This window comes from Chitinophaga eiseniae (assembly GCF_900167135.1).
GTDB lineage: Bacteria > Bacteroidota > Bacteroidia > Chitinophagales > Chitinophagaceae > Chitinophaga > Chitinophaga eiseniae.
In genome coordinates this window covers 72,447-92,540 of the sequence record NZ_FUWZ01000008.1, presented here as the reverse complement: position 1 = coordinate 92,540, position 20,094 = coordinate 72,447, and the positions used below count along the sequence as shown (strand labels likewise).

16 protein-coding genes are annotated in these 20,094 nt (G+C 48.8%); 3 read left to right on the top strand and 13 right to left on the bottom strand.

Annotation, left to right across the window (positions count from 1 at the left end; translation table 11 throughout):
• Positions 1–10 precede the first annotated feature (10 nt).
• From B5D63_RS32845 to B5D63_RS32835, 3 genes are read right to left on the bottom strand one after another with little or no spacing between them, the layout of a single operon-like run.
• Positions 11–1,300 carry a TlpA family protein disulfide reductase gene (locus tag B5D63_RS32845; protein WP_078673133.1) on the bottom strand — a complete coding sequence of 430 codons (1,290 nt, stop codon included), beginning with the start codon at positions 1,298–1,300 and terminating at the stop codon, positions 11–13.
• Positions 1,301–1,344: 44 nt separating this feature from the next.
• Complete coding sequence (locus B5D63_RS32840) at positions 1,345–2,811, bottom strand: RagB/SusD family nutrient uptake outer membrane protein (RefSeq protein ID WP_159456255.1); 1,467 nt, start codon at positions 2,809–2,811, stop codon at positions 1,345–1,347.
• Positions 2,812–2,843: 32 nt separating this feature from the next.
• Positions 2,844–6,137 (bottom strand): SusC/RagA family TonB-linked outer membrane protein, encoded by a 3,294-nt coding sequence (locus B5D63_RS32835; RefSeq protein ID WP_078673131.1) that lies wholly within the window; start codon positions 6,135–6,137, stop codon positions 2,844–2,846.
• Positions 6,138–6,611: 474 nt separating this feature from the next.
• Between B5D63_RS32835 and B5D63_RS32830 the strand changes: the two genes are divergently transcribed.
• Both B5D63_RS32830 and B5D63_RS32825 read left to right on the top strand, forming a co-directional pair.
• Positions 6,612–7,142 carry an RNA polymerase sigma factor gene (locus B5D63_RS32830; RefSeq protein ID WP_159456254.1) on the top strand — a complete coding sequence of 177 codons (531 nt, stop codon included), beginning with the start codon at positions 6,612–6,614 and terminating at the stop codon, positions 7,140–7,142.
• A gap of 41 nt (positions 7,143–7,183) precedes the next feature.
• Positions 7,184–8,422 carry a FecR family protein gene (locus B5D63_RS32825; protein ID WP_078673129.1) on the top strand — a complete coding sequence of 413 codons (1,239 nt, stop codon included), beginning with the start codon at positions 7,184–7,186 and terminating at the stop codon, positions 8,420–8,422.
• A gap of 1 nt (position 8,423) precedes the next feature.
• On the opposite strand, the gene B5D63_RS32820 is transcribed toward B5D63_RS32825, so the two are convergent.
• From B5D63_RS32820 to B5D63_RS32790, 7 genes are all read right to left on the bottom strand, one after another.
• Positions 8,424–9,182: a LytR/AlgR family response regulator transcription factor gene (locus tag B5D63_RS32820; protein ID WP_078673128.1), complete on the bottom strand. Its 759-nt coding sequence runs from the start codon at positions 9,180–9,182 to the stop codon at positions 8,424–8,426.
• Positions 9,183–9,192: 10 nt separating this feature from the next.
• A complete protein-coding gene (locus tag B5D63_RS32815) occupies positions 9,193–10,296 on the bottom strand; it encodes a sensor histidine kinase (protein WP_078673127.1) in 1,104 nt (367 codons plus the stop codon).
• 65 nt (positions 10,297–10,361) lie between these two features.
• Positions 10,362–11,780 carry an efflux transporter outer membrane subunit gene (locus B5D63_RS32810; protein ID WP_078673126.1) on the bottom strand — a complete coding sequence of 473 codons (1,419 nt, stop codon included), beginning with the start codon at positions 11,778–11,780 and terminating at the stop codon, positions 10,362–10,364.
• A 25-nt stretch (positions 11,781–11,805) separates the two neighbouring features.
• Positions 11,806–14,976, bottom strand: a complete 3,171-nt coding sequence (locus B5D63_RS32805) for an efflux RND transporter permease subunit (protein ID WP_078673233.1) — start codon at positions 14,974–14,976, stop codon at positions 11,806–11,808.
• A gap of 19 nt (positions 14,977–14,995) precedes the next feature.
• Positions 14,996–16,186 (bottom strand): efflux RND transporter periplasmic adaptor subunit, encoded by a 1,191-nt coding sequence (locus B5D63_RS32800; protein ID WP_078673125.1) that lies wholly within the window; start codon positions 16,184–16,186, stop codon positions 14,996–14,998.
• A 144-nt stretch (positions 16,187–16,330) separates the two neighbouring features.
• The gene (locus tag B5D63_RS32795) at positions 16,331–16,768 is read right to left on the bottom strand and encodes a hypothetical protein (protein WP_143313279.1); all 438 of its coding nucleotides are present in this window, start codon (positions 16,766–16,768) and stop codon (positions 16,331–16,333) included.
• A 38-nt stretch (positions 16,769–16,806) separates the two neighbouring features.
• On the bottom strand, positions 16,807–17,781 hold the full coding sequence (locus B5D63_RS32790; protein WP_078673123.1) for a helix-turn-helix transcriptional regulator: 975 nt from the start codon (positions 17,779–17,781) through the stop codon (positions 16,807–16,809).
• Between the two features lie 107 nt (positions 17,782–17,888).
• Between B5D63_RS32790 and B5D63_RS32785 the strand changes: the two genes are divergently transcribed.
• Entirely contained in the window at positions 17,889–18,359 is a 471-nt protein-coding gene (locus B5D63_RS32785; RefSeq protein ID WP_078673122.1) for a DUF2214 family protein, read from the top strand.
• Between the two features lie 12 nt (positions 18,360–18,371).
• Here B5D63_RS32785 and B5D63_RS32780 read toward each other — a convergent pair whose 3' ends face one another.
• From B5D63_RS32780 to B5D63_RS32770, 3 genes are all read right to left on the bottom strand, one after another.
• A complete protein-coding gene (locus B5D63_RS32780; protein ID WP_078673121.1) occupies positions 18,372–18,818 on the bottom strand; it encodes a heme-binding domain-containing protein in 447 nt (148 codons plus the stop codon).
• Positions 18,819–18,883: 65 nt separating this feature from the next.
• On the bottom strand, positions 18,884–19,522 hold the full coding sequence (locus tag B5D63_RS32775) for a DUF3347 domain-containing protein (RefSeq protein ID WP_078673120.1): 639 nt from the start codon (positions 19,520–19,522) through the stop codon (positions 18,884–18,886).
• Positions 19,523–19,538: 16 nt separating this feature from the next.
• Positions 19,539–20,093 (bottom strand): DUF3347 domain-containing protein, encoded by a 555-nt coding sequence (locus tag B5D63_RS32770; RefSeq protein ID WP_078673119.1) that lies wholly within the window; start codon positions 20,091–20,093, stop codon positions 19,539–19,541.
• Position 20,094: the final 1 nt, after the last annotated feature.

Below are 20,094 nucleotides of genomic sequence, written 5' to 3'. Positions count from 1 at the left end.
TGTTAGAGGCTTAATGTGCATCTTTTAGGATAACAATATTGCCTGGTCTCATTTCAAGATTGATATCCAACCCATAATTGTTTAAGGCATGCCTAATGGTTTCGATGTTTGCTGTTTTAGGAATGGCCAGATCTATCTTTCCGTTGTATCCGGTTTCGTTGATGATGCTGTGTTGTAGTTTGTTGTATAATTTGTTTCTTACAACGGAAAGTATCGCCACGTTTCTGATATAAATAGTATCTCCTTCATCTTGAATATAGCCGGCTGTTTTTACTTCTGGTTTAAAAATTTGGAGGGTATCTTTTTTAAGTCTTGATAGTATATAATACGGGATGTTTCCTTGTTTGATTTCGCTTTTTAGATTGAAAAAATCGTCTAATTCCTTCTGCATCCTTGTTCTGATTTTTGCGTCTGTTGTGTCGCGCATAAATATCTCATAACAAAAGAGGTTTTTTTGCGTTCTGCTGTCCGGGGTAAAATTTAGGGAATCTTTGGATTGGTTTGTCACTTTTATTACCTCCTCGTTTTCTATTTGTGTTTTGCTTCTGTATGTTCTGTAAGCAATTTGATATAATCCGGTTATAGGGGTATTCTGGCATATTATTTTTTGTTCATTGGTCTGTATGTTTAATTGACCTGTAACAAGGCTGGGTACCTGAGGATCTGCAGCCCCTATCCACGAATAATATAGTTTTCTTTTTCCAGCGTTTCTTTCTTCATCGGTCATAAGTAGTGGCTGTCCTCCCATTGCATATTTCTCATCCAGAATATCCTTCTTTTCAGGAATGTTTAAGTTTTCATTAAGCAGGAATTTCTGTATATTTTCCGGGGTAATTTCATAGGATGAGGTGATAGCTTTTACAATGCCCTCTTTTCCTATCCAGACTTCATGGGGTTCTCCTGTGTGAGGGAATAGTTTCTTCAAATTAGAGTTGGAGTGAGCTGAGTAAACTATAGGGTGATTAAAATCTCTGAATTTTTTGTTTCGTTGAAAAAATGCTTTTACATCTTCTTCTTTTTCGCTTGTGGCCAATAGTATATTAAATTGATTATGATACACTTTCTGAAGTGAATCAAGTCGGAGCATGGCTTCAAGGCAAGGCGCACATCTGATGAACCAAAAGTCTATAATAAGCGGTTTGTCGTTGAATGCTGACAATAGATTTGCTTCTTCAGCATTATGATTCATTAATCCTTTTAATCTTGTATTAGGACATTTGTCTCCAATGTTTACTTTTTGCGCGTATATATTTTGATGGACGCAGGTTGAAAGAATGAAAAGGAGAAGTAGATTCTTCATATTGTGCTTATTGAAATTGACTATGAATGATTTGACTCTGTCATTTAGTTGTATCCGTTATTCTGCGTCAGGTTTTTGTTAAGTAGTATCTCCTGGTTGGGAATAGGAAGTAAGGTATCGGTGTCTTGCCAGGAGGACTTTAGTGGCTTTAAAATTGTAGTTGATAAATGAAACCTTTTGAGGTCGAACCATCTGTTGCCCCATTCTGCCATTAATTCGATCCTCCTTTCATGCAGAACGAAGGAAAGTGCTTCGTCTTGTGTAACTGCTGTAGGCAGGTCGGGGACGGTATTGCTGTTACTTCCTCTTGCTCTTTTCCTTATAATGTTTAAATCTCTTATTCCGTCATCTATTTTACCCTGTCTTATTTTGACCTCTGATCGTATCAGATATTGTTCTGCCAACCGTAACATCATATAACTTTCGGTGATAACGGGATCGGCTGCAATGGGGACCTTGTATTTGAATGGATAGTAGTACGTCTTGTTGTTTACGTTTTTTGTGCCTATCCAGGCATTTTTTCTTGGATCGTTGGGCTCTATGGCAGACATTAACTGGGGACTGATCAGAAAGTTAGGTGTCGCTGAGGGATTTCCGGAGACAAAGGTCGCGCCCTCACGTGTATTAATTCCACCTCCTACGGCTGCCAATTGCCATATTGCTTCACTACTGTTGACAAGAAATACTTTGGTCAGATCTGCCTCTAGGGTGTATTGAGTGGAATTGATGACATTGGAGGCCTCAGTTTCTGCTTGTTTCCAGTTGCCTGTGTAAAGGAATATTCTTGCCAGTAAAGCTTCGGCTGTGTGAGTATTGGGTCTGAATCGTCCGGGTGACGGATAAGCTTCGGCTAATAGCGCTTTTGCTTCCTTCAGATCATTTGTGATAAACCTGTATATTTCGTCGGTTGGACTTCTTTCCTGCGATGAATTGGATTCATAGTTGCTGGTTGTAATAAGAGGTACGTCTCCATATAGCTGTACTAAATAAAAATATAGTATACTTCTGGCTACCCTGCATTCTCCCAGTAACTGATTTTTGGTGCGCTGAGATATTCCGTTACTCCCTGAAATTCCCTCTAGGCACGCATTAGTCTGATATATGAATCGATATGCCGGGAACCATATATTTCCCTGGTTTGTTGAGTTTGTGGTGGAAATTGCGTTATTCATATATTCATTGATTTCCACGGAACTCCCTATGTATTTTAGCTCGTCAGAAGCAAGTCCAGTGTATACTGTGGATGCTCCATTTACTATGTTTAATCCAAGAAACGATATTTGCGAATATATTCCAAGTACGGCTGATGTCGCATTTTCATCGTCTTTGAAGAGCTCCTGGGTTGTGATTTTGTTAGTGGGCGGGGGGACGTCTACAAACTTGTTGCATGCTATTGGCATGAGAGTGCCGAAAAGTAATGCCCATAAGCCACACTCTTTTCGTGTTTTTTTCATCAGATGTCTTGCCGCAGGGGCACTGCTTCTTTTTTTATGACAGGTATTTTGCTGCATAAAGCTCATTTGATTTGTTTTCTTGTTGATGTCTATAAAGTAATGTCTAATCCCGCGACAATCGTTCTTAGAGGGGGAATGCCGTAGAAATTTTGTGTTTCGGGGTCGCCGAGGTAATCAGTTATTGTCATAAGATTTTGTCCTTGAGCAAAACAACGCATCCCCTTCAGGCCTATTTTCTTTAGTGAATTTTCTGAGATTGAATAGCTGAGCGAAACATTTTTTAGCCTGATAAATGAGGCATCACCGAATACCCCACTTGAACGTGTAAAAATTGTTCCTTGCTTGTAGGCCGCGCTGCCAGTAGTGGCTGTGAATTTTTCGTAAGTGGTAATGTCTCCCGGATGTTGCCATCTGTCGAAGACGACGTTCGGTTGGTTAAACATCATGCCTGGCATATTGTTCAGGGCGTAAATACTGTATTGGACATTCTTTCCGAATTGTTTTCTGAAACTAAATAATATATTCAACCGAAATCCCTTGAAAGTAAATTCACTTCCTAAAGAACCAAAATAGTCAGGATTGGTTTTTCCTATGTATTGATTGTCTTTGGAATTAATGATATTATCTTTGTTGAGATCATCGAATGTAAATAGTCCGGTTTTAGGATCTACACCGGCGGACTTAATTTGCCGAACCAAATTTATTGATTTTCCGATTTCGTAGGTGTTGGAATAGGTGGATCTTTCAAGACCAGGATAGCTTGCTAATATATTACTTGGAATAGTTAGTACGGATTGTATATTCCATTTGAATGTTTGGCTATTGATGGCCTTGATACTTAACTCAAACTCCCATCCCTTATTTATAATGAGCGCTGGTAGGTTTCTTGTCATTGACGAGAAACCTACTTGTGATGGAAGCTTATAGCTGACGAGTTGACTACTGCTGCTGTTCCTGAAATAGGTAGCGGTAACGAGAATTTTGTCATGCAGCAGGCCTAGATCTACTGCCCCTTCTAATTTTTTATTCTTCTCCCAGTTGAATTCCGGATTGAACGGATTGTCGGGACTAACACTGATTTTTCCCTGATAAGGATAGCCTGGCGCCCAGGTGGAGAGGTATTTGTAGTCACCTATCTGGTCGTTGCCTGTAATACCATAACTTCCTCTAAGTTTACCAAAGCTTAAAATGCCAGTATTATGAGAGAAGAATGTTTCATTCGTAAATACCCATGCCAAGCCTATGGCCCCAAAATTTGAGAATCTCTTATTGGGACCAAACCTAGATGAACCGTCTCTTCTGGCGGTAAGATTCAGTATGTATTTATTGGCATATGTATAGTTAACGCGCATAAATAGGGCTTCATATCGGTATTTGGAGTCATCTGATGATTTGCTGATTACTTCCGGTCCCGCACCAATAGCACCAAGCAGATTGTCGGAGGTGTAACCATTCAGATAGAAATATGCGTTGTCGCGTTGATTACTCTGCCAGGTTATTCCAAGGAGAGCATTTATTTTACCCCGGAGGAGCGGTCTGTTATACTCCAGCTGGGGTTCGATGATCCAGCTTTTGAAATTTGTATTGGAGTATGAGGAGGCGCCGGTAGGGTTGGTTGTGGGATCGAATGACGTAATGGGCATGAGTTGCTGCTCCTTTACATTCATCGTGTTAAATCCTACACTTGTTCTAAAAGACAGCCCTTCCAGTATCTTGTAGTCCACCACTAGATTGGTGAGGAAATTGTTGGTGTTGGCCTGATATTTTGCCTGAAAATCAGCTAATGGATTTTGAAAGGTGACACCATCTTTGATCCAATTTAAGCGACCTGTTGAGTCATAGAGCTTTGGGATGTTAGGGGGAACTAATGTGTTAGGACCATTGCCCGGAATAAGTTTGTTATTGTCAAAATTGGCCAATGAAGAGAGCGAAATCCGAAGCTTTCTATTATTGCTCATATGATTGAGGCCTATTTTGACAGAGTACTTATTGTCTGCTGCGTCTGCGGGTAACACAGTTGTCTCCCGATGAAAGTTGCCTCCGATAGAAAATTGGGTTTGTTCACTTCCTCCTGTAAGCGACAATGCTGCGTTTAATTGGCGTGCGGTTCCTCCATATATTAGTTTTTGTATGTTCGTATATCTGGTGGTATCCCAAATTGTGAGGTCTGGCGCGTACCCTGTAGAAAACGGGGATGCGCTGGGAGTAAGGCCGTCATTTTGGAACGCTTCTTTTCGCATTGCCAGATACTGTTGCGTGTTCATCATTTCTGGCATCCTGGTGGTGTTGCTGAAGCCAGTATTTACATTTGCACGAAGCGTAGTTTTGCCAGCCTCCGGTCTTTTTGTAGTGATAAGGACAACACCGTTAGCACCCCTGCTTCCGTAAATCGCTGTGGCATCGGCATCTTTGAGGATTTCTATGCTTTCAATGTCGGAAGGAGGGATCATACTGAACGGACTGAGACCTCCGTCTCCCTGACTGAGGATAGATCCGAGGCTGTTGATGTTGGCATTATTCGGAGCAAAAGGTATTCCGTCAATAATATATAGTGGCTCAGATCCATTAAACAGTGAACTCTGCCCCCTTACCTGAACTTTTACAGAAGCCCCCGGCCCACCACTGCTCTGCGTAATCAATACCCCCGGTATCCTCCCTTCCAGTGCCGCCAGCGGATTAGATACCGGCTGCATGCTTATCTCCTCTGCCGTCACTTTCCCGATATTCCCCGTGTTCAACCTCCTCGAAGTAGTGCCATACGCCATCACCACTGCTTCATCGAGTCTATTGTCCGCTACCTCCAGCTTCACCTGCATCGGTTCTGCGGTAGCGTTCATCAGTTTAGGCGTGTACCCTGTATAGCTGATCTGCAACAGCGCTCCGCGTGGTACGTTGTTCAATGTGAACTTCCCTTTTTCATTGCTGACAGCTCCTTTCTGAGTAGACTTTACAATGATAAATGCACCAGGCAACGGTATTCCGTTCTGGTCTTTTATAACGCCGGAGATCACGCTTCCTGAGTCAGCAGGTACGATGCCTGCCGGTGCTGTGGACTTTTCGGGCCTTAGTACAATCGTCTTCGTCCGGAACTCCCACGTAATACCTTTGGAAGAAAGGATATCTTTCAGCACGTTATTCAACTGAGCTTGCTTTACGTATATACTTACCCGATAGTTGTCCGGTACCTGGCTGGTATTATAGAGAAACACAAGGCCGGTTTGTTTCTCGATGCCCTTAAAGACTTTACTGACAGGGACATCTTTGAAAGAGAGCGTCACTTTCATTTCACCCTGACCGGATGCACTCACAGGAGGGGAGATGTACAGCATACCGGTAATGAGTACCAGTGTGATCAGCTGACGTACATAATGTGTAAAGTTCATGACAATACGTTGTTAGGTTTGATAGTTGTTGTTGTAATTCAGGTACCTCTGAAATGAAGACAACAGAAAAAAATCGCCGGCCTAACAACGGGAAAACTTTTTTGCGTTAACTTAATGTTACCCGCATAACAGAAATTTAATATGCAAATTCCCAATTGCATTCTTTCTTTGCATTATAGTTTTCATAACAACTGCTTAACATTTTTTCCTTTCGTCCGTTTAGCTGTAGCCTCTTGTTATACCTTATTTTCATCGTAAGATTATCGATATGCTTTAGTGCGTTACACGGTTTACAACAAGGAAAACGCTGTGCAGCGGCGAATTCAACAATAGCCTTATTGTCATGCTTAACATCATGCCGGTACTTTATCGTAACTGGCCTGTTTATCCCTTTGAAGGATGTTTCCGGTGTAAACCCTGTTACAACTGCGTATCTATACCGAACACACAGCCATGAACAAATACGAGAATGATATGATATTATGGCAAAAGCTGAAGGAACACGATCCGGATGCTTTTGGCCATATTTACACCACCTACCGCAAATGGCTGACGGTAGTGGCTTACAGCATTGTACAAAATGAAACGGAAGCGCAGGACCTGGTGCAGAAGTTTTACGTGGACCTCTGGCAGATGGACTGGAGCAATACCGGCGCCCTGACCGGACCTATTAAGAACTTCCTCTTCATTAGCATCCGCAACCGCTGCCTAAATCATATCCGGTCGAACGAAATCATGCGTAAGCGCGTAGCAAAACTGCAACTGCCGCCGGATTACGAACCGCCGGCTGATATTTTGGAAAATAAAGAACTGCAACAGCACCTGTCCGATGCCATTGCGCAACTGCCCGCCGTACGGGCCCGGGTGTTTAAGCTGGGATATCTGCACCATTTCTCCCGCCAGCAAATAGCCAATTACCTGGGCGTCAGTGAAGCCACCGTGAAAACTCATATGGCGCTCGCCCTGAAGGATCTGCGAAACCTGTTGAAAAATAAAGTGTACTAATCGTTAGCCCGCCTTGCTAAAAAAAGTGTCTTATTTAAGTGATGAGAGCCAATTTTAAAATACAGCAACTGATGATGGAGAAAATCGGTCGCGTTATCAACGCTGCCGATGAAGCCTATCTCGACCACCTGATCGAAACAGACAGCGTGGTAGCCGCCGTATGGCACCAGACAGTAAAACTATATGCCCCCGAAGATATCAACAACGGCTTCAGCCGCTTTGATCAGCTCGCGTGGCAGGATATCATAACATTTTCCCATGATAACCCTACACCCGTGTCCATGCCATGGGAAAAGGAAAAACCGGCAGATACCATCATGCCGTTGGTGACACCGGAAAATCTGCCGTCAGATAATGAAGATATTGCTGACAGCCGGCCACGCCGCATACACCCCGCCCTGTGGGCTGCCGCAGCAACACTCCTCATCGGCGCCTTCGCCGCCTGGTGGCTGCTCAAACCCTCCCCGGTAAGTCACCAGCACATTAATCTCGCTGATAAAAAACATGGCGTACAGTTGCAACTCGCCAACGGCAAAGTGGTCAACCTGTCCACAGACAGCGGAAACATCACGCTGCAACAACTGCAGCTGACCAATAACAATAAAACGCTTTCCCTCGCTACAAGTACCATCGACTCGTCGGAAAGAAACGAAAAGTTAACATTGGCCGTCCCGGTAGGACTCGACTATAAAGTGAAACTGCCCGATGGTAGTGATGTGTGGCTTAACTCCGCTACCACCATGCGTTTTTCTGTGCCCTTTCAAGGCAAAATAAGAGAAGTGTCCATCGATGGGGAAGCTTTTGTCAGCGTGGCCAAAGATGCTGAACGTCCTTTCTTCGTACATACGGCACGCAGCACCGTGCAGGTGTTGGGAACATCTTTTAATGTCAACTCCTATAATAACAGCATTATCAAAGTGTCTCTGGTGGAAGGAAGCGTAAAGATGAAGGAAATGGGGAAGGAAGTAACGCTCAAACCCGGTCAGCAAGCCATAGCAACAAACAACGGTATCCGCATCCAACCGTTCGACGAGTCTGAAGAACTCTCCTGGCGCCGGGGTGTCTTCTTCTTCTCCAACACCACGCTCGCTGATATCGCACGCATACTGCCCCGGTGGTTCGGCATACCGGTGATCATGGACAACAACAGCATCGCCACCGAAACCTTCACCGGCAGCCTCGAACGCAGTCAGCCTGTCACGGTGTTCCTGGATAACCTGAAATCAACGACCACCGTGGATTATTACTTTGATAAAAACGGGCAGTTGCATTTTAAATAAACTATTTATCCAGCCACTGTTTAAACAACGGTACTTTCTCTTTGCTGACCAGCACTTCCCGCTCAGGATCGCGCTTCAGCCGGATCTGTAATTTGCCGTTAAAAGAATGGAGTATACGGTCTATACTATGTACGCCGATAATATGCTGCCGGTTGGCCCGGAAAAATTGTACGGGGTTCAGCTGCTCTTCCAGCTCGTCCATCGTCTGGGTCACCACTACATGCGACTTGTCTTTTAACACCAGGTGCGTCACATTGGCGTTGTAAAAAACAAAGTCCACATCTTCTGCCAAAACAGTACGATAGCCATCGCGGAAGGGGAGCATAAAACGCGTACGGTAGGTCACCTCTTTCTGCTTAAAAAACTCCAGCAGCTGCTGCACCATATCGGTCGGACCCGCCTGCACCGGCTCTTTCCTGATCTTGTCCAGCGCCTGCCGCAGGTCTTCTTTCTCTATCGGCTTCAACAGATAGTCAATACTATTTACCTTAAACGCCCGGATAGCGTATTCATCATAGGCGGTGGTGAATATAACAGGGCATTCGAGAGACACCTGCTGGAAGATATCGAACGACAGGCCGTCGGCCAGCCGTATGTCCATCAATACTACATCGGGGTGCGAATGTTCCCGGAACCACGCCACGCTTCCGGTGACAGTATCCAGCATCGCCTCCACCACCGCATCGGGACAAATATCCTGTACCAGGTTCTTTAAACGGGTGGCATTGGGTTTTTCGTCTTCAACGATCACAATTCTCATACAAGTAATTTTAAAAGTCCAATAATGGCAGCGTCACCATAAACATCCCGTTCTCTTCCCGGATATCAGGGGCCTGATCGGAGAGCAGGGCATAACGGTTGCGGATATTTTCCAGGCCCAGTTTGGTTGACGGGATCACATTGGGGATACGCTGTGTATTATTGCTGACAGTTAGTTTTCCTTCTTCGCTTTGATAAATATGAATGTGCAACGGATGCTCCCCGGTAGCCACATTATGTTTGATGGCATTTTCTATCAGCAGCTGCAGCGTGATAGGAGGGATGCCCCGGCCGGAGAGCTCGTCCGGTACCTCTATGCGGATGTCTACGTTGTCGCCGTGACGGATCCGGATCAGGTAACTGTAGGCTTTTATAAATCGTAACTCCTCTTTCAGCGTGATGATGTCATTCGGCAGATTCACGATCATGTACCGGTACACGCGCGATAGATTTTCCAGGAAAGACAACGCGGTATTTTTATCTTCTTCAATCAGCGCGGACAACGTACTGAAATTATTAAACATAAAATGCGGGTCCAGCTGTAACTTGAGCGACTGTAACTGCGATTGCATCGCTATCTGCCGTAGTTCAGACGCTTTAAGCTCCAGCTCGGAAGCCTCCAGCATAGATGTCTTCCAGCGCTGCAGGAAATAGTTGCCCGTATGTACCGCGCTGATCAGGATAGACAACATCACACACACGAAGACAAACTGCCACTCATCCAGCTTTTCAGGAATAGTTACCGGCTCGTTTTCCCGGGGCCCGAATATCGACGACAGCACCACGTAAAAAATGCTGAGCAGGATACCCACGGAAATGATCTGACCAAAAAGCTGGGCCACAAAACGACGTATAGGCCACCGCTCCCAGGGAATCCACCGGTCCATCCAGCGGGCGGTGATCAGGCTCACCTCTGTGATCAGCCAGCAGAAAACCATCATAATGGTGATCTCTATCATCCACTCCTTTGTGCTCTGCTTGAACATCTTCACCCACGACTCGCTGTAGGGATTTACCAGGTAGGACAACAGGTAGTACAGGAGAAATATCATCGGGATGATAAATATCCGGTAATACCTGTTGAACATCTTCTCTGCCATATTATTTTTGGTCATTGCTTGTTTTTAGTGCTTCAACTGGCCCTAAATATAAAGTAATCAGGCTTATCATGTTGTTACAACTATTTCCAGCCGCCGCCGAGAGAGCGATAAAGCTCCACCACGGCACCCTGTTGGGCGCGCTGTACGGAAGCAAGGTCCAATTCACTTTGCAGCACATTGCTTTGTGCTGTGATCACTTCCAGGTAGGTGGCCATGCCACTTTGAAACAGTAAGCCGGCATTTCTGGTGGCGCTTTGCAGCTTGTCCACCCGCAGCTGTGTCATCTCCTGTTGCGTTTTAAGCTTGTCCATCTTCACGAGAGCGTCCGATACTTCTCCTACAGCTGTCAGTACCGATCTCCGGAAGTCGATCGCCGATTTTTCCCATTCGATTTTAGCTATTTCCCAATCTGTCTTTAACTTCTTCCGCTGGAAGATGGGCTGCGTAATGCTGCCGGCTACTGTTTCAAAAAGGCTGCCTGGTATGCTGAACCAGTTGCTGGCCTTAAACGTGTTAAGACCCGCAGTGGCGGTGATATTTAGCGCGGGGTACATGCTGGCTTGCGCGATGCCGGCTTTGGCGTTGGCTATTTTCACGGCCATCTCGGCGGCATGTACATCGGGGCGCTGACTGAGCAGGCTGGCGGGCACGCCGGCCTGTAGGGGACTGCCTGTTACTACGGATGAAGGCCGGTTGCTCCGGGCAATGCTGGCAGGCAGCGTGCCGGTGAGAATGCTCAGGGCATTCTCCTGAAGCGTGATCTGCTGTTCCAGCTGGGGTAACAGGGCGGCAGCCACCTGCCGCTGTGCGGCGGTTTGTTCTATAGCAAGATTGTTGATCAGCCCGGACTGGTACTGCAGCTGCATCATAGACAGCGTGCTGTCGTTGAGCGCCAGGTTCCTGGCGGCGATAGCATGCTGCTGATCAAGCATCAGCAAGTTGTAATAGCCCTGCGCCACCTCGCTGACAATACGGGTCTGTACCGCACGGGCAGCTTCGGTGCTCTGCAGGTAACCGGCCAGGGCAGCCTCTTTCAGGCGGCTGATTTTTCCCCAGGCCACCACTTCCCAGCTCAGGCTCACGTTGGCGTTGTAATCGTCCATAAAGCGGGTACCCATGAATTGATCTGCCATAGAGCCATTCAGGCTGTTCCTGGAAGGATAGCTGCGGTTGGCCTGTATCTGTAGGTTGATGTCCGGCAGATTGCCTAACCGCGCGGTTTTGACGCTCTGTGCGGCGATCTCCGTATTTTTCAGAGCGGTCTGTATGTCGAAATTATGCGCGATAGCGCTGTCGACCAGCGCTTGCAGCGCCGGATCAGTGAAAAAAGTCTTCCATGACAGCTGGCCGATATTGCTGCTGTCTGCCGGCGCAGGAGCATCCCGGTATTTTTCGGGCAGCGCGGTGGCCGGTCTGGTGAACTCTTTGCCCACCCTGCAGGCCATCACCGTGCCGGAGAGCACGGCCATGGCGAACAACAGTGATTTATTGATAGTCATTGTAATACTATTTTTTAGAAAGTGTTTATACTGCTACAGGTTCTTTGACGGCCACCGGCTTGTGAACGGTAACTTTTTCCTGCAGGTATTGGAACACGATAAACAATACCGGGATGATGAACACACCGAGGATAACACCGGACAACATACCACCGGCGGTACCGATACTGATGGAGTGGTTACCCAGCGCTGACGGCCCTTTTACGATCGTCAGCGGCATCAGGCCGGCCACGAAGGCGAGCGATGTCATGATGATCGGACGCAGACGCAGCCTGGCTGCCTCCAGGGCGGCCGACAGGAGCGTTTTGCCCGCACGGCGCCGTTGTACGGCAAACTCCACGATCAGGATGGCGTTCTTGGCCAGCAATCCTATCAGCATCACCAGCCCCACCTGTACATAGATGTTGTTGTCGATACCAGCCATATTGATGGCGAGGAACACGCCCAGGATACCGGTTGGGATGGACAACAGTACGGCCAGCGGCAGCAGGTAACTTTCATATTGCGCTGCCAGCAGGAAGTATACAAACACCAGCGCCAGTACGAAGATGAATACCATCTGGTTGCCGGCGGTTTTTTCCTCCTTGCTTAAACCGGTCCACTCATAGCTGAAGCCTGTCGGCAGCTTGGCGGCTGCCAGCCGCTCAACGGCCTTGATGGCGTCGCCGGTGCTGAAGCCCGGTTTGGGAATGGCGTTGATGGTGATGGAATTGAACAGGTTGTAACGGTTCATCATCTCCGGGCCATACACCTTTTTCAGCGTAATGATACTGTTCACCGGCACCATCTGCCCCTGGTCATTCTTCACAAAGATACCTTCAAGGCTGGTCGGGTTACCGCGGGACTCCGGCTCGGCCTGCACCATCACACGATAGTATTTGCCGAAGCGGTTAAAGTCGTTGGCCTGGTTACTGCCGTAGTAGGTTTGCATGGTCGCCATCAGCTCACTCACACTCACGCCCAGCTGTTTGGCTTTCACGGCGTCCACCATGATCTCGTACTGCGGGAAGTCCGCCTTGAACATGGTAAAGGCAACACCTATCTCAGGAGACTGCATCATTTCGCCGATGAACTTGTTGGCCGTTTCGCTGAACTTGTCCACCGGGCCGCCGGTGCGGTCCTGCAGCACCAGTTCCAGGCCGCTGAAGGAACCGAAGCCGGGCACTGTCGGGAAGGTAAACACGCTGAAGGCGCCTTCCTTGATAGCAGCCAGCTCCATGGTGAGCACGCTCACGATGTCGTCTATCTTGCTGATCTCGCCGCGCTCCTTGATAGGCTTCAGCTTCACGAAACCCATAGCATAAGCCGGGCTGGCACCGTTACTGAGGATATTATAACCGGAGATGCTCGTCTCGGATTCCACGAAAGGCATTTTTTGCAGGATGCTGTCCGCACGTTGCAACACCTGGGTGGTCCTGTCCAGGCCCGCTCCCGGAGGGAGGGACAAAGAATAAGCCACGAAGCTGCCGTCCTCATTGGGGATAAAACCTTTCGGCGTTACCTGCATCAGCCATACGGTGACGGCGGTCACGACAGCCAGTAAGCTCAGTCCTACCCATTTGTAGGAGATCAGCCATTTTACGGCACGGCCGTATTTATTGGTGAGCGCTGTAAAGCCACTGTTGAACGCAGTGAAGAAACGGCCGGCAAAGCCTTTGGGGGCTGCGGCCTTTCCATCGTGACTGCCTTCGCCGGCGTGGGTGTTCTTCAGGAAGAGGGCACACAACGCTGGACTGAGCGTCAGCGCGTTCAGCGCAGAGATCAGGATGGCGATGGCCAGCGTAAACGCAAACTGCCGGTAAAACACGCCCGTCGGGCCTTCCATAAAGCCTACGGGCAGGAACACCGCCGCCATTACCAGGGTGATAGATACGATCGCACCTGTAATCTCGCCCATGGCTGATAGCGTGGCAGCCCTGGCGGGGAGGTGCGATCGTTCCATCTTACTATGCACGGCTTCCACTACTACGATGGCGTCATCCACGACGATGCCGATGGCCAGCACCAGCGCGAAGAGCGTCAGCATGTTGATGGAGAAGCCCATCATCTGAAGGAAAAAGAAAGTGCCCACCAGCGATACCGGTACGGCGATGGCCGGGATCAGCGTGGAACGGAAATCCTGCAGGAACAGGAACACGATCACGAATACCAGGATGAAAGCCTCTATCAGCGTGGACTTCACCTGTTTGATGGAGATGTCCAGCTGCTCCTTGGTGCTCATAGTCACGTTGTAACGTATCCCTTTGGGGAACAGTTTGGACGCGTTGTCCATCACTTCCCCGATAGTGGTCTGGATAGCGTTGGCGTTAGATCCGTTGGTCTGGAAGATAGCCATCGTTACGGCGTCTTTTCCATTCACGCGGTTGTCGGTGGTGTAGTTGGCAGATCCCAGCTCAATACGGGCCAGATCTTTCAGGTACAGCACAGAACCGTCGGGCGCTACGCGGATCACAATTTTTTCATACTGTTCAGGGAGATTAAATTTCCCTTTATAGTTGATCACGAAAGACAAAGGCTCGTGGGTGCCTTCCCCGAATTTACCGGGGGCGGCTTCCAGGCTCTGGTCGCGGATAGCGTTCATCACCTCGGCGGGCGTAACGTTATAGGCGGACAGCTGCTCGGGCTTCAGCCACACCCGCATGGAATAGTCTTTGGCGCCGAAAATCTGCGCCTGGCCTACGCCCGGGATACGTTTGATCTCCGGTATCACGTTGATCTTAGCGTAGTTCTGAAGGAACGCTTCGTCATATTTTCTATTGTCGTCACTCACCAGGTCAAGGATCATGATCATCCCGTTCTGCTGTTTGGTGGTGGTAACACCGGCTTGTATTACCTCGGAAGGCAGCTGGCTGGTTACCTGCGCTACGCGGTTCTGTACGTTCACCGCTGCCTGGTCGGGATCGGTGCCGAGTTTGAAGAAAACGGTGACCATGCCCGTACCGTCGTTACTGGCGGTGGACTGTATATAGGTCATGTTTTCCACGCCGTTGATGGCTTCTTCCAGTGGCGTTACTACCGAACGCAGCACGGTGGCGGCGTTACCACCTGGGAAGGTGGCGCTGACCACTACGCTCGGCGGCGCAATGTCGGGGAATTGGGTCACCGGAAGACGGGTAAGTCCTACGATACCCAGGATAACCAGGATCACCGATATCACGGTGGCAAGTACTGGTCGTTGAATGATTTTATTCAGCATGGCTTCTATTACTTTGGATTTATTTTCCCGCTGCCGGGGCAACGGTATCTTTACTGCCGGCGGCCGGTTTTACCACAGTACCCTCTATCAGGGTCTCGATACCGGCGGTCACGATCTTATCGCCTCTTTTCACGCCGTCGCGGACGATGAAGTTCTCTTCGCTACGTCCTGCCAGGTCAAGAATACGGCGCACTACTTTGTTGCTGTCGGCCACCTGGTACACAAACACCTTGTCCTGCATTTCCAGCGTTGCTGCCTGCGGTACCTGTATCACCCCGCTGAAGAGCTGCTCTACCCTTACTTTTCCGGTATTGCCGGAACGCAGCAGGGAAGCCGGGTTGGGGAAGGTGGCACGCAGACTGATAGCGGCGGTGGTCCTGTTGAACTGGCCGTCTACCATCTCGATACGCCCTTTATGGCTGTAAGTTTCCCCGTTGGAGAGGACCAGCGTTACCGGGCGCAGTAGTTTCAGCTGCTGCTGTAAAGTAGCGCCGGAAGCACCTTTGCTGAAGTTCATGAAGTCATTTTCGCTCATGGAGAAATAGGCATATACTTCGCTGATGTCGGACAGGGTGGTGAGTGGAGCGGCGTCGCCTTTGCCAACGAGATTACCGATCCGCTTAGGGATGCGGCCGATGTAGCCGCTCACCGGCGCTTTGACCAGGGTAAAGCCTACGTTGATACGGGAAGATGCTACCGCCGCTTTGGCCTGTTCTACATTGGCTTTAGCGGTTTGAAGGGTGGCGAGCGCTGTTTTTAACTGCATTTCGGCCATCACTTTGTTATCTACCAGCGGTTTTACTTTGTCTACCTCCAGCTGGGCCGCATTCAGCGCGGACTCCATGGCATGCAGACTGGCGATGTCTTTGTTGAGCTGTTCGCGGTAAGTCTGTTCATTGATCTGGAACAGCGGTTGACCTGCTTTTACATAGCTGCCTTCGTCTACAAAGATTTTATCGAGATAACCATCTACCTGCGGACGAATATCAACATTCACCTTACCCTCCAGCAAGGCGGAGTAATCGCTGGTGGTCATCGCGGTAGTGGTATCCAGGGTCATCACCGGCAGTTCGGGCACAGGAGTTTCCATACCGGCAGTTTCGGCGCCGGCTTTATTACCACAGCTGCTGAGAGCAGCTGGCAACAGGCAGGCCATGATCAGCCCCGGGATCAGTCGTCTGCTTCTTATGTTGCTTCGTTGGTGTGTCATTGCCATCATTTTTTCTTTATAAAGAGCAAATGTGGCCGATTACAGACGATCTCCCGCCGACAATCAGGGTGAACCGGAAAAAATGGGGGGTGAACCGGAAAATGGAGGGAATGAAAAAAGGGGCTCTTGGTAATTTTATGGAGATTAATCCATCCGGAGCAAACGGGGGATATACCGGGCAATAGTCGCTTTTTTGATAAAGCGGAACAGGATACGCTGCAATATCTCGAGGCAAATAATAAGGCATATTGTAAACACCACAGCCAACGCACAGGTAAAGTAAGGAGATACGCGATGTGGTCCGAAAAAGTTGGCAGCAGGCCGTAAGGCCAGTTGCCATAACGTGGCCATCATCAGATAAGTAAATACGATCGTGAAAAGTGATTTTAGTAACCGGAGCAGAAAGGAGTCGGACGCAACTGTCAGTATTTCCAGTGTGTTGACGATAAGCAGACAGGCGGGTAACAAAAGTAGTAAAATCTCTCCCTGTAACTGAATTCGCTGCCGATAAGCGCCAAAAGGCCCGCTGTCAAACCAGGAGGCGGGAATGATTATCGTCAGCCAGTAAATACCGGCTAACAAAACAGTTAGTGCAATATAGGGTAATAGCCGGCGTAAAGTCATCTCGCTTTATTCGGTGAACAGCCAAACTTCTTTTTAAATGCAGTACTGAAATGCTGGATAGAAGAGTATCCCAGCATATTGGCAATTTCGCCGATGGTCTTATGCTGGTCCAGCAGATAAGTGCGGGCAAGGTCCAGCCTTTGTTCGGCCACAAAGCCGAAGGCGGTGGTATGGAACAGCTCTTTAAAGCCGTGTTTGAGTTTATATTCGTTGAGCCCTGCCAGTTTGGCCAGCGCAGAGAGGGTAGGAGGGTTCTCCAGGTTTTGTGCCAGATGCTCGCGGGCGAACTGCAGCCGGTCACGGTCATAGGCCGTCCGTACAACGGAGTTTTTAGGGTGGTGATATTCCTGATAGGCAGCCGCCTCCAATACCAGCATCTCAATAGCTTTGGAATAAAGGAACATTTTTTTGATGCCGCCCTGGTAGCCGCAATGCAGGATTGCATTGATGGTTTGCTGCATGGGAAGCGTAATAGGCATGGAACGGGGAGAAAGTGTGCTGCGTTGACCGTTCAGTACTTTATCGGCAAACCGTTGTAGCACTTCGTCTGAATGTTCGGTCAGCTGAAGAAAGAGTTCTTTGGAAAATTGGAGGATAAATGCAGAAGCTTCGAGCTCCTGAATATTAAGTACGCCTGGCACCATCTTATTATACAGCATATTGTGCGTATTGGTGGTGAAGTGCAGTGGCGTCTTTCCCTCAACCGGCTCCATGACCAGGTCTCCTTTCAGAATAAAATGCAGGTGGACCATATCAGCTTCGGTCTGCCAGGTCAACTGGCTACGGCTGTTGTATTCCCAGTCGCTTCTGATCATGCGGATACCATCAAACTGCCAGGTGGATATCTTCCCTTGGCCAAATTGCGCTGATACCTCAGATGAGTTTTCATGCAACTGAGGCGTATAGATATCCGGTTCGTCGGTGTTGAGCTTTTGCCGTCCGTTCCCGGCGGCGTCCCATTCCATCGGCATGGTACTTTTTTTACAAATCTAATTCCTTTTTATATAAATAAGACTCCTTTTAATGTAAATGTAAAAGGCGGGCAGGGCTGACCTTTGTAGGTATAAAATTTAGCGAGATGAACACCTATTTATTGAGTTTACTGATGCACATTACCGGGCTGTCCATGGTGGCCGGCATTGTCCTGGCAGGATTTTTAGCGAATCGCCGTTTCTGGAAGATTTATGTGGCTGACCGGGTAAGGGCCGTAGCTATCCTCGACCTCACGGCCCGTTTTCCTATGGCAATGGGTATTGGCATGTTACTGTTGCTGGTTTCTGGTATCGCCATGATGGCGCAGGTACATGGCGTTTATGGGGAACAGTTATGGTTCCGGATTAAGATGATCATGTTCCTGCTGGTGATCGTCAACGGAATAATGGGAAGACGGCTGGGCCTGAAGATGAAACCGGTCCTGCAGTCAGCCTCTTCCAATGATAACGTCAGTACTTCGCTGGAGCCGCTGAAGGCACGGCTGAACCTGTATTATATTATTCAGCTCTTGTTATTGCTGACCATCTTCTCCTGCGGTGTGCTGAAATTTACCTGAGTGTCAGGGGCGTTACTTTGCCATGGCGCTATCTATCCAGGCAATAACAGCCTGTTGTTGTGCAGGCGTCCAGATGGCCTCCCGGTGTATGAGCGTATAGGATGACAGTGGCATTTCGCCTTCGGCAATTTGTTCTTTCATCTCCTTAAGTTTATGCACCTGTCGTTTGGGCGTATATTTGCCATACTCATGGAAGTTCAGTTCTCTTTTACCTTCCTGTACATGGTTGTCGAGCCACCAGGCCACCGGTTGGATTTCCGCATACCACGGATAGTTCGTGTAGTTACTGTGACAGTCGTAACAGGCTTGCTGTAGGAGAGTATGAATGCTGTCCGGTATGGAGATTACCTTGCTGATGTCAGCTGTTTGATCATTCCCCTGGTTTTTAACAGGCCGGAAAAGCTGTATGCCGGCGAAAATGAGCAACAATGCGCCCGCGATCAATTTACCTTTTTTCATAGCTATTTATCCCGGGGCGAAAAAGCCCCGGGACGCTTCTAATATAACGAAATAAGTTGACTTGTTTATGGTCTCCCTGTGTCGATCATTTCCTTTACAGACCCGCAGTCGGCCATTTTAGTTCCCATATAAGGGTTCCTTACGGTGACGGATTCGCTGAGCCAGTAGGCGCCCTTATTCTGGTCGTACATGGGACAATGTGTGCGGTACAACGGTTGCCCTCCTCCGAAAGCTTTTACCAGTTCAAACATATCATCGCTCATCATCACGAAATGCTCCCGCTGGTGAGCGATATTGCCCACATTTTTGCTGATATGATCGGCGTGTTCTTTCAGGTCTTCTTCGTTGTTATCGTAAATTTTCTTTTGATCTGCCGTGAAGCGGGAAGCGTCCACCTGCGTCAGTGCGGCGCTCATGGTTTCTCCGGCTTTGGCGGCGGCGGCATCGTCATCAGCGGCGAGGCTGTTTTTCAGTTGCAGGTAGCCGTTCACCACGCCTTTCATGGCCGTGGCGATGGCCGGGTCTACGTCGGTGAACTGCGGCTTTACGGTGGTAACATCCGCAGCGGCGGCCGGTGTGGCATCGTGGTGATGCGCGGTGGCGGCGCTGTCGGTATGGCTGCCTTCATGGCTGGCTGGTTGGTTGTTGCAGGCGGCGAAGGCCAGCGTGGTGATAGTCAGGGTGCTGATGATGATCGTTTTCATGCGTATACGTTAGATGTTATTGAATCGTTTCCTTTACTTCTCCGCAGGTGAGCATCTGGTCACCGAAGTAGGGGTTCTGGATGCCTTTCTCCGTGCTGAGCCAGTAGCCGCCTTTATCGTTGAGGGCCATCGGGCAGAAGTCCACATACAGGGTGCCGCTGCTCACGCCTGATTTTTTCACCAGCGCGATCAGGTCGTTGCTCAGTGATGCATAGGCGGTACGCTGTGCTTCGATATCTGCTGCAGCTACGATAGCGGCGGCGGTGCTGGCGGTCTGTGCGCCGCCGGCAAGGTCTTTGGCGCCCACTTCGATGGCGTTGGCGGCAATACGGGCAGCGCCGGCATCACCTTTCACGAGGGCTTCCGACAGCTGCTGGTATTGCTGGTACACGGCGTTGAGCTGATCATCTTTCAGCTGAAGGGCTGCCGGCTGCGCTGCCGCAGTGGCTGCCGGTTCGGGCTGATGCTGATGGGTGGAATCGGCGTTGCTGCCGGTGGATACGCTGTTGCCACAGGCTGCCAGCAGGAGAGCGGAGAGTACGGGTATGCCCGCTTTTACGAATGATGTCATG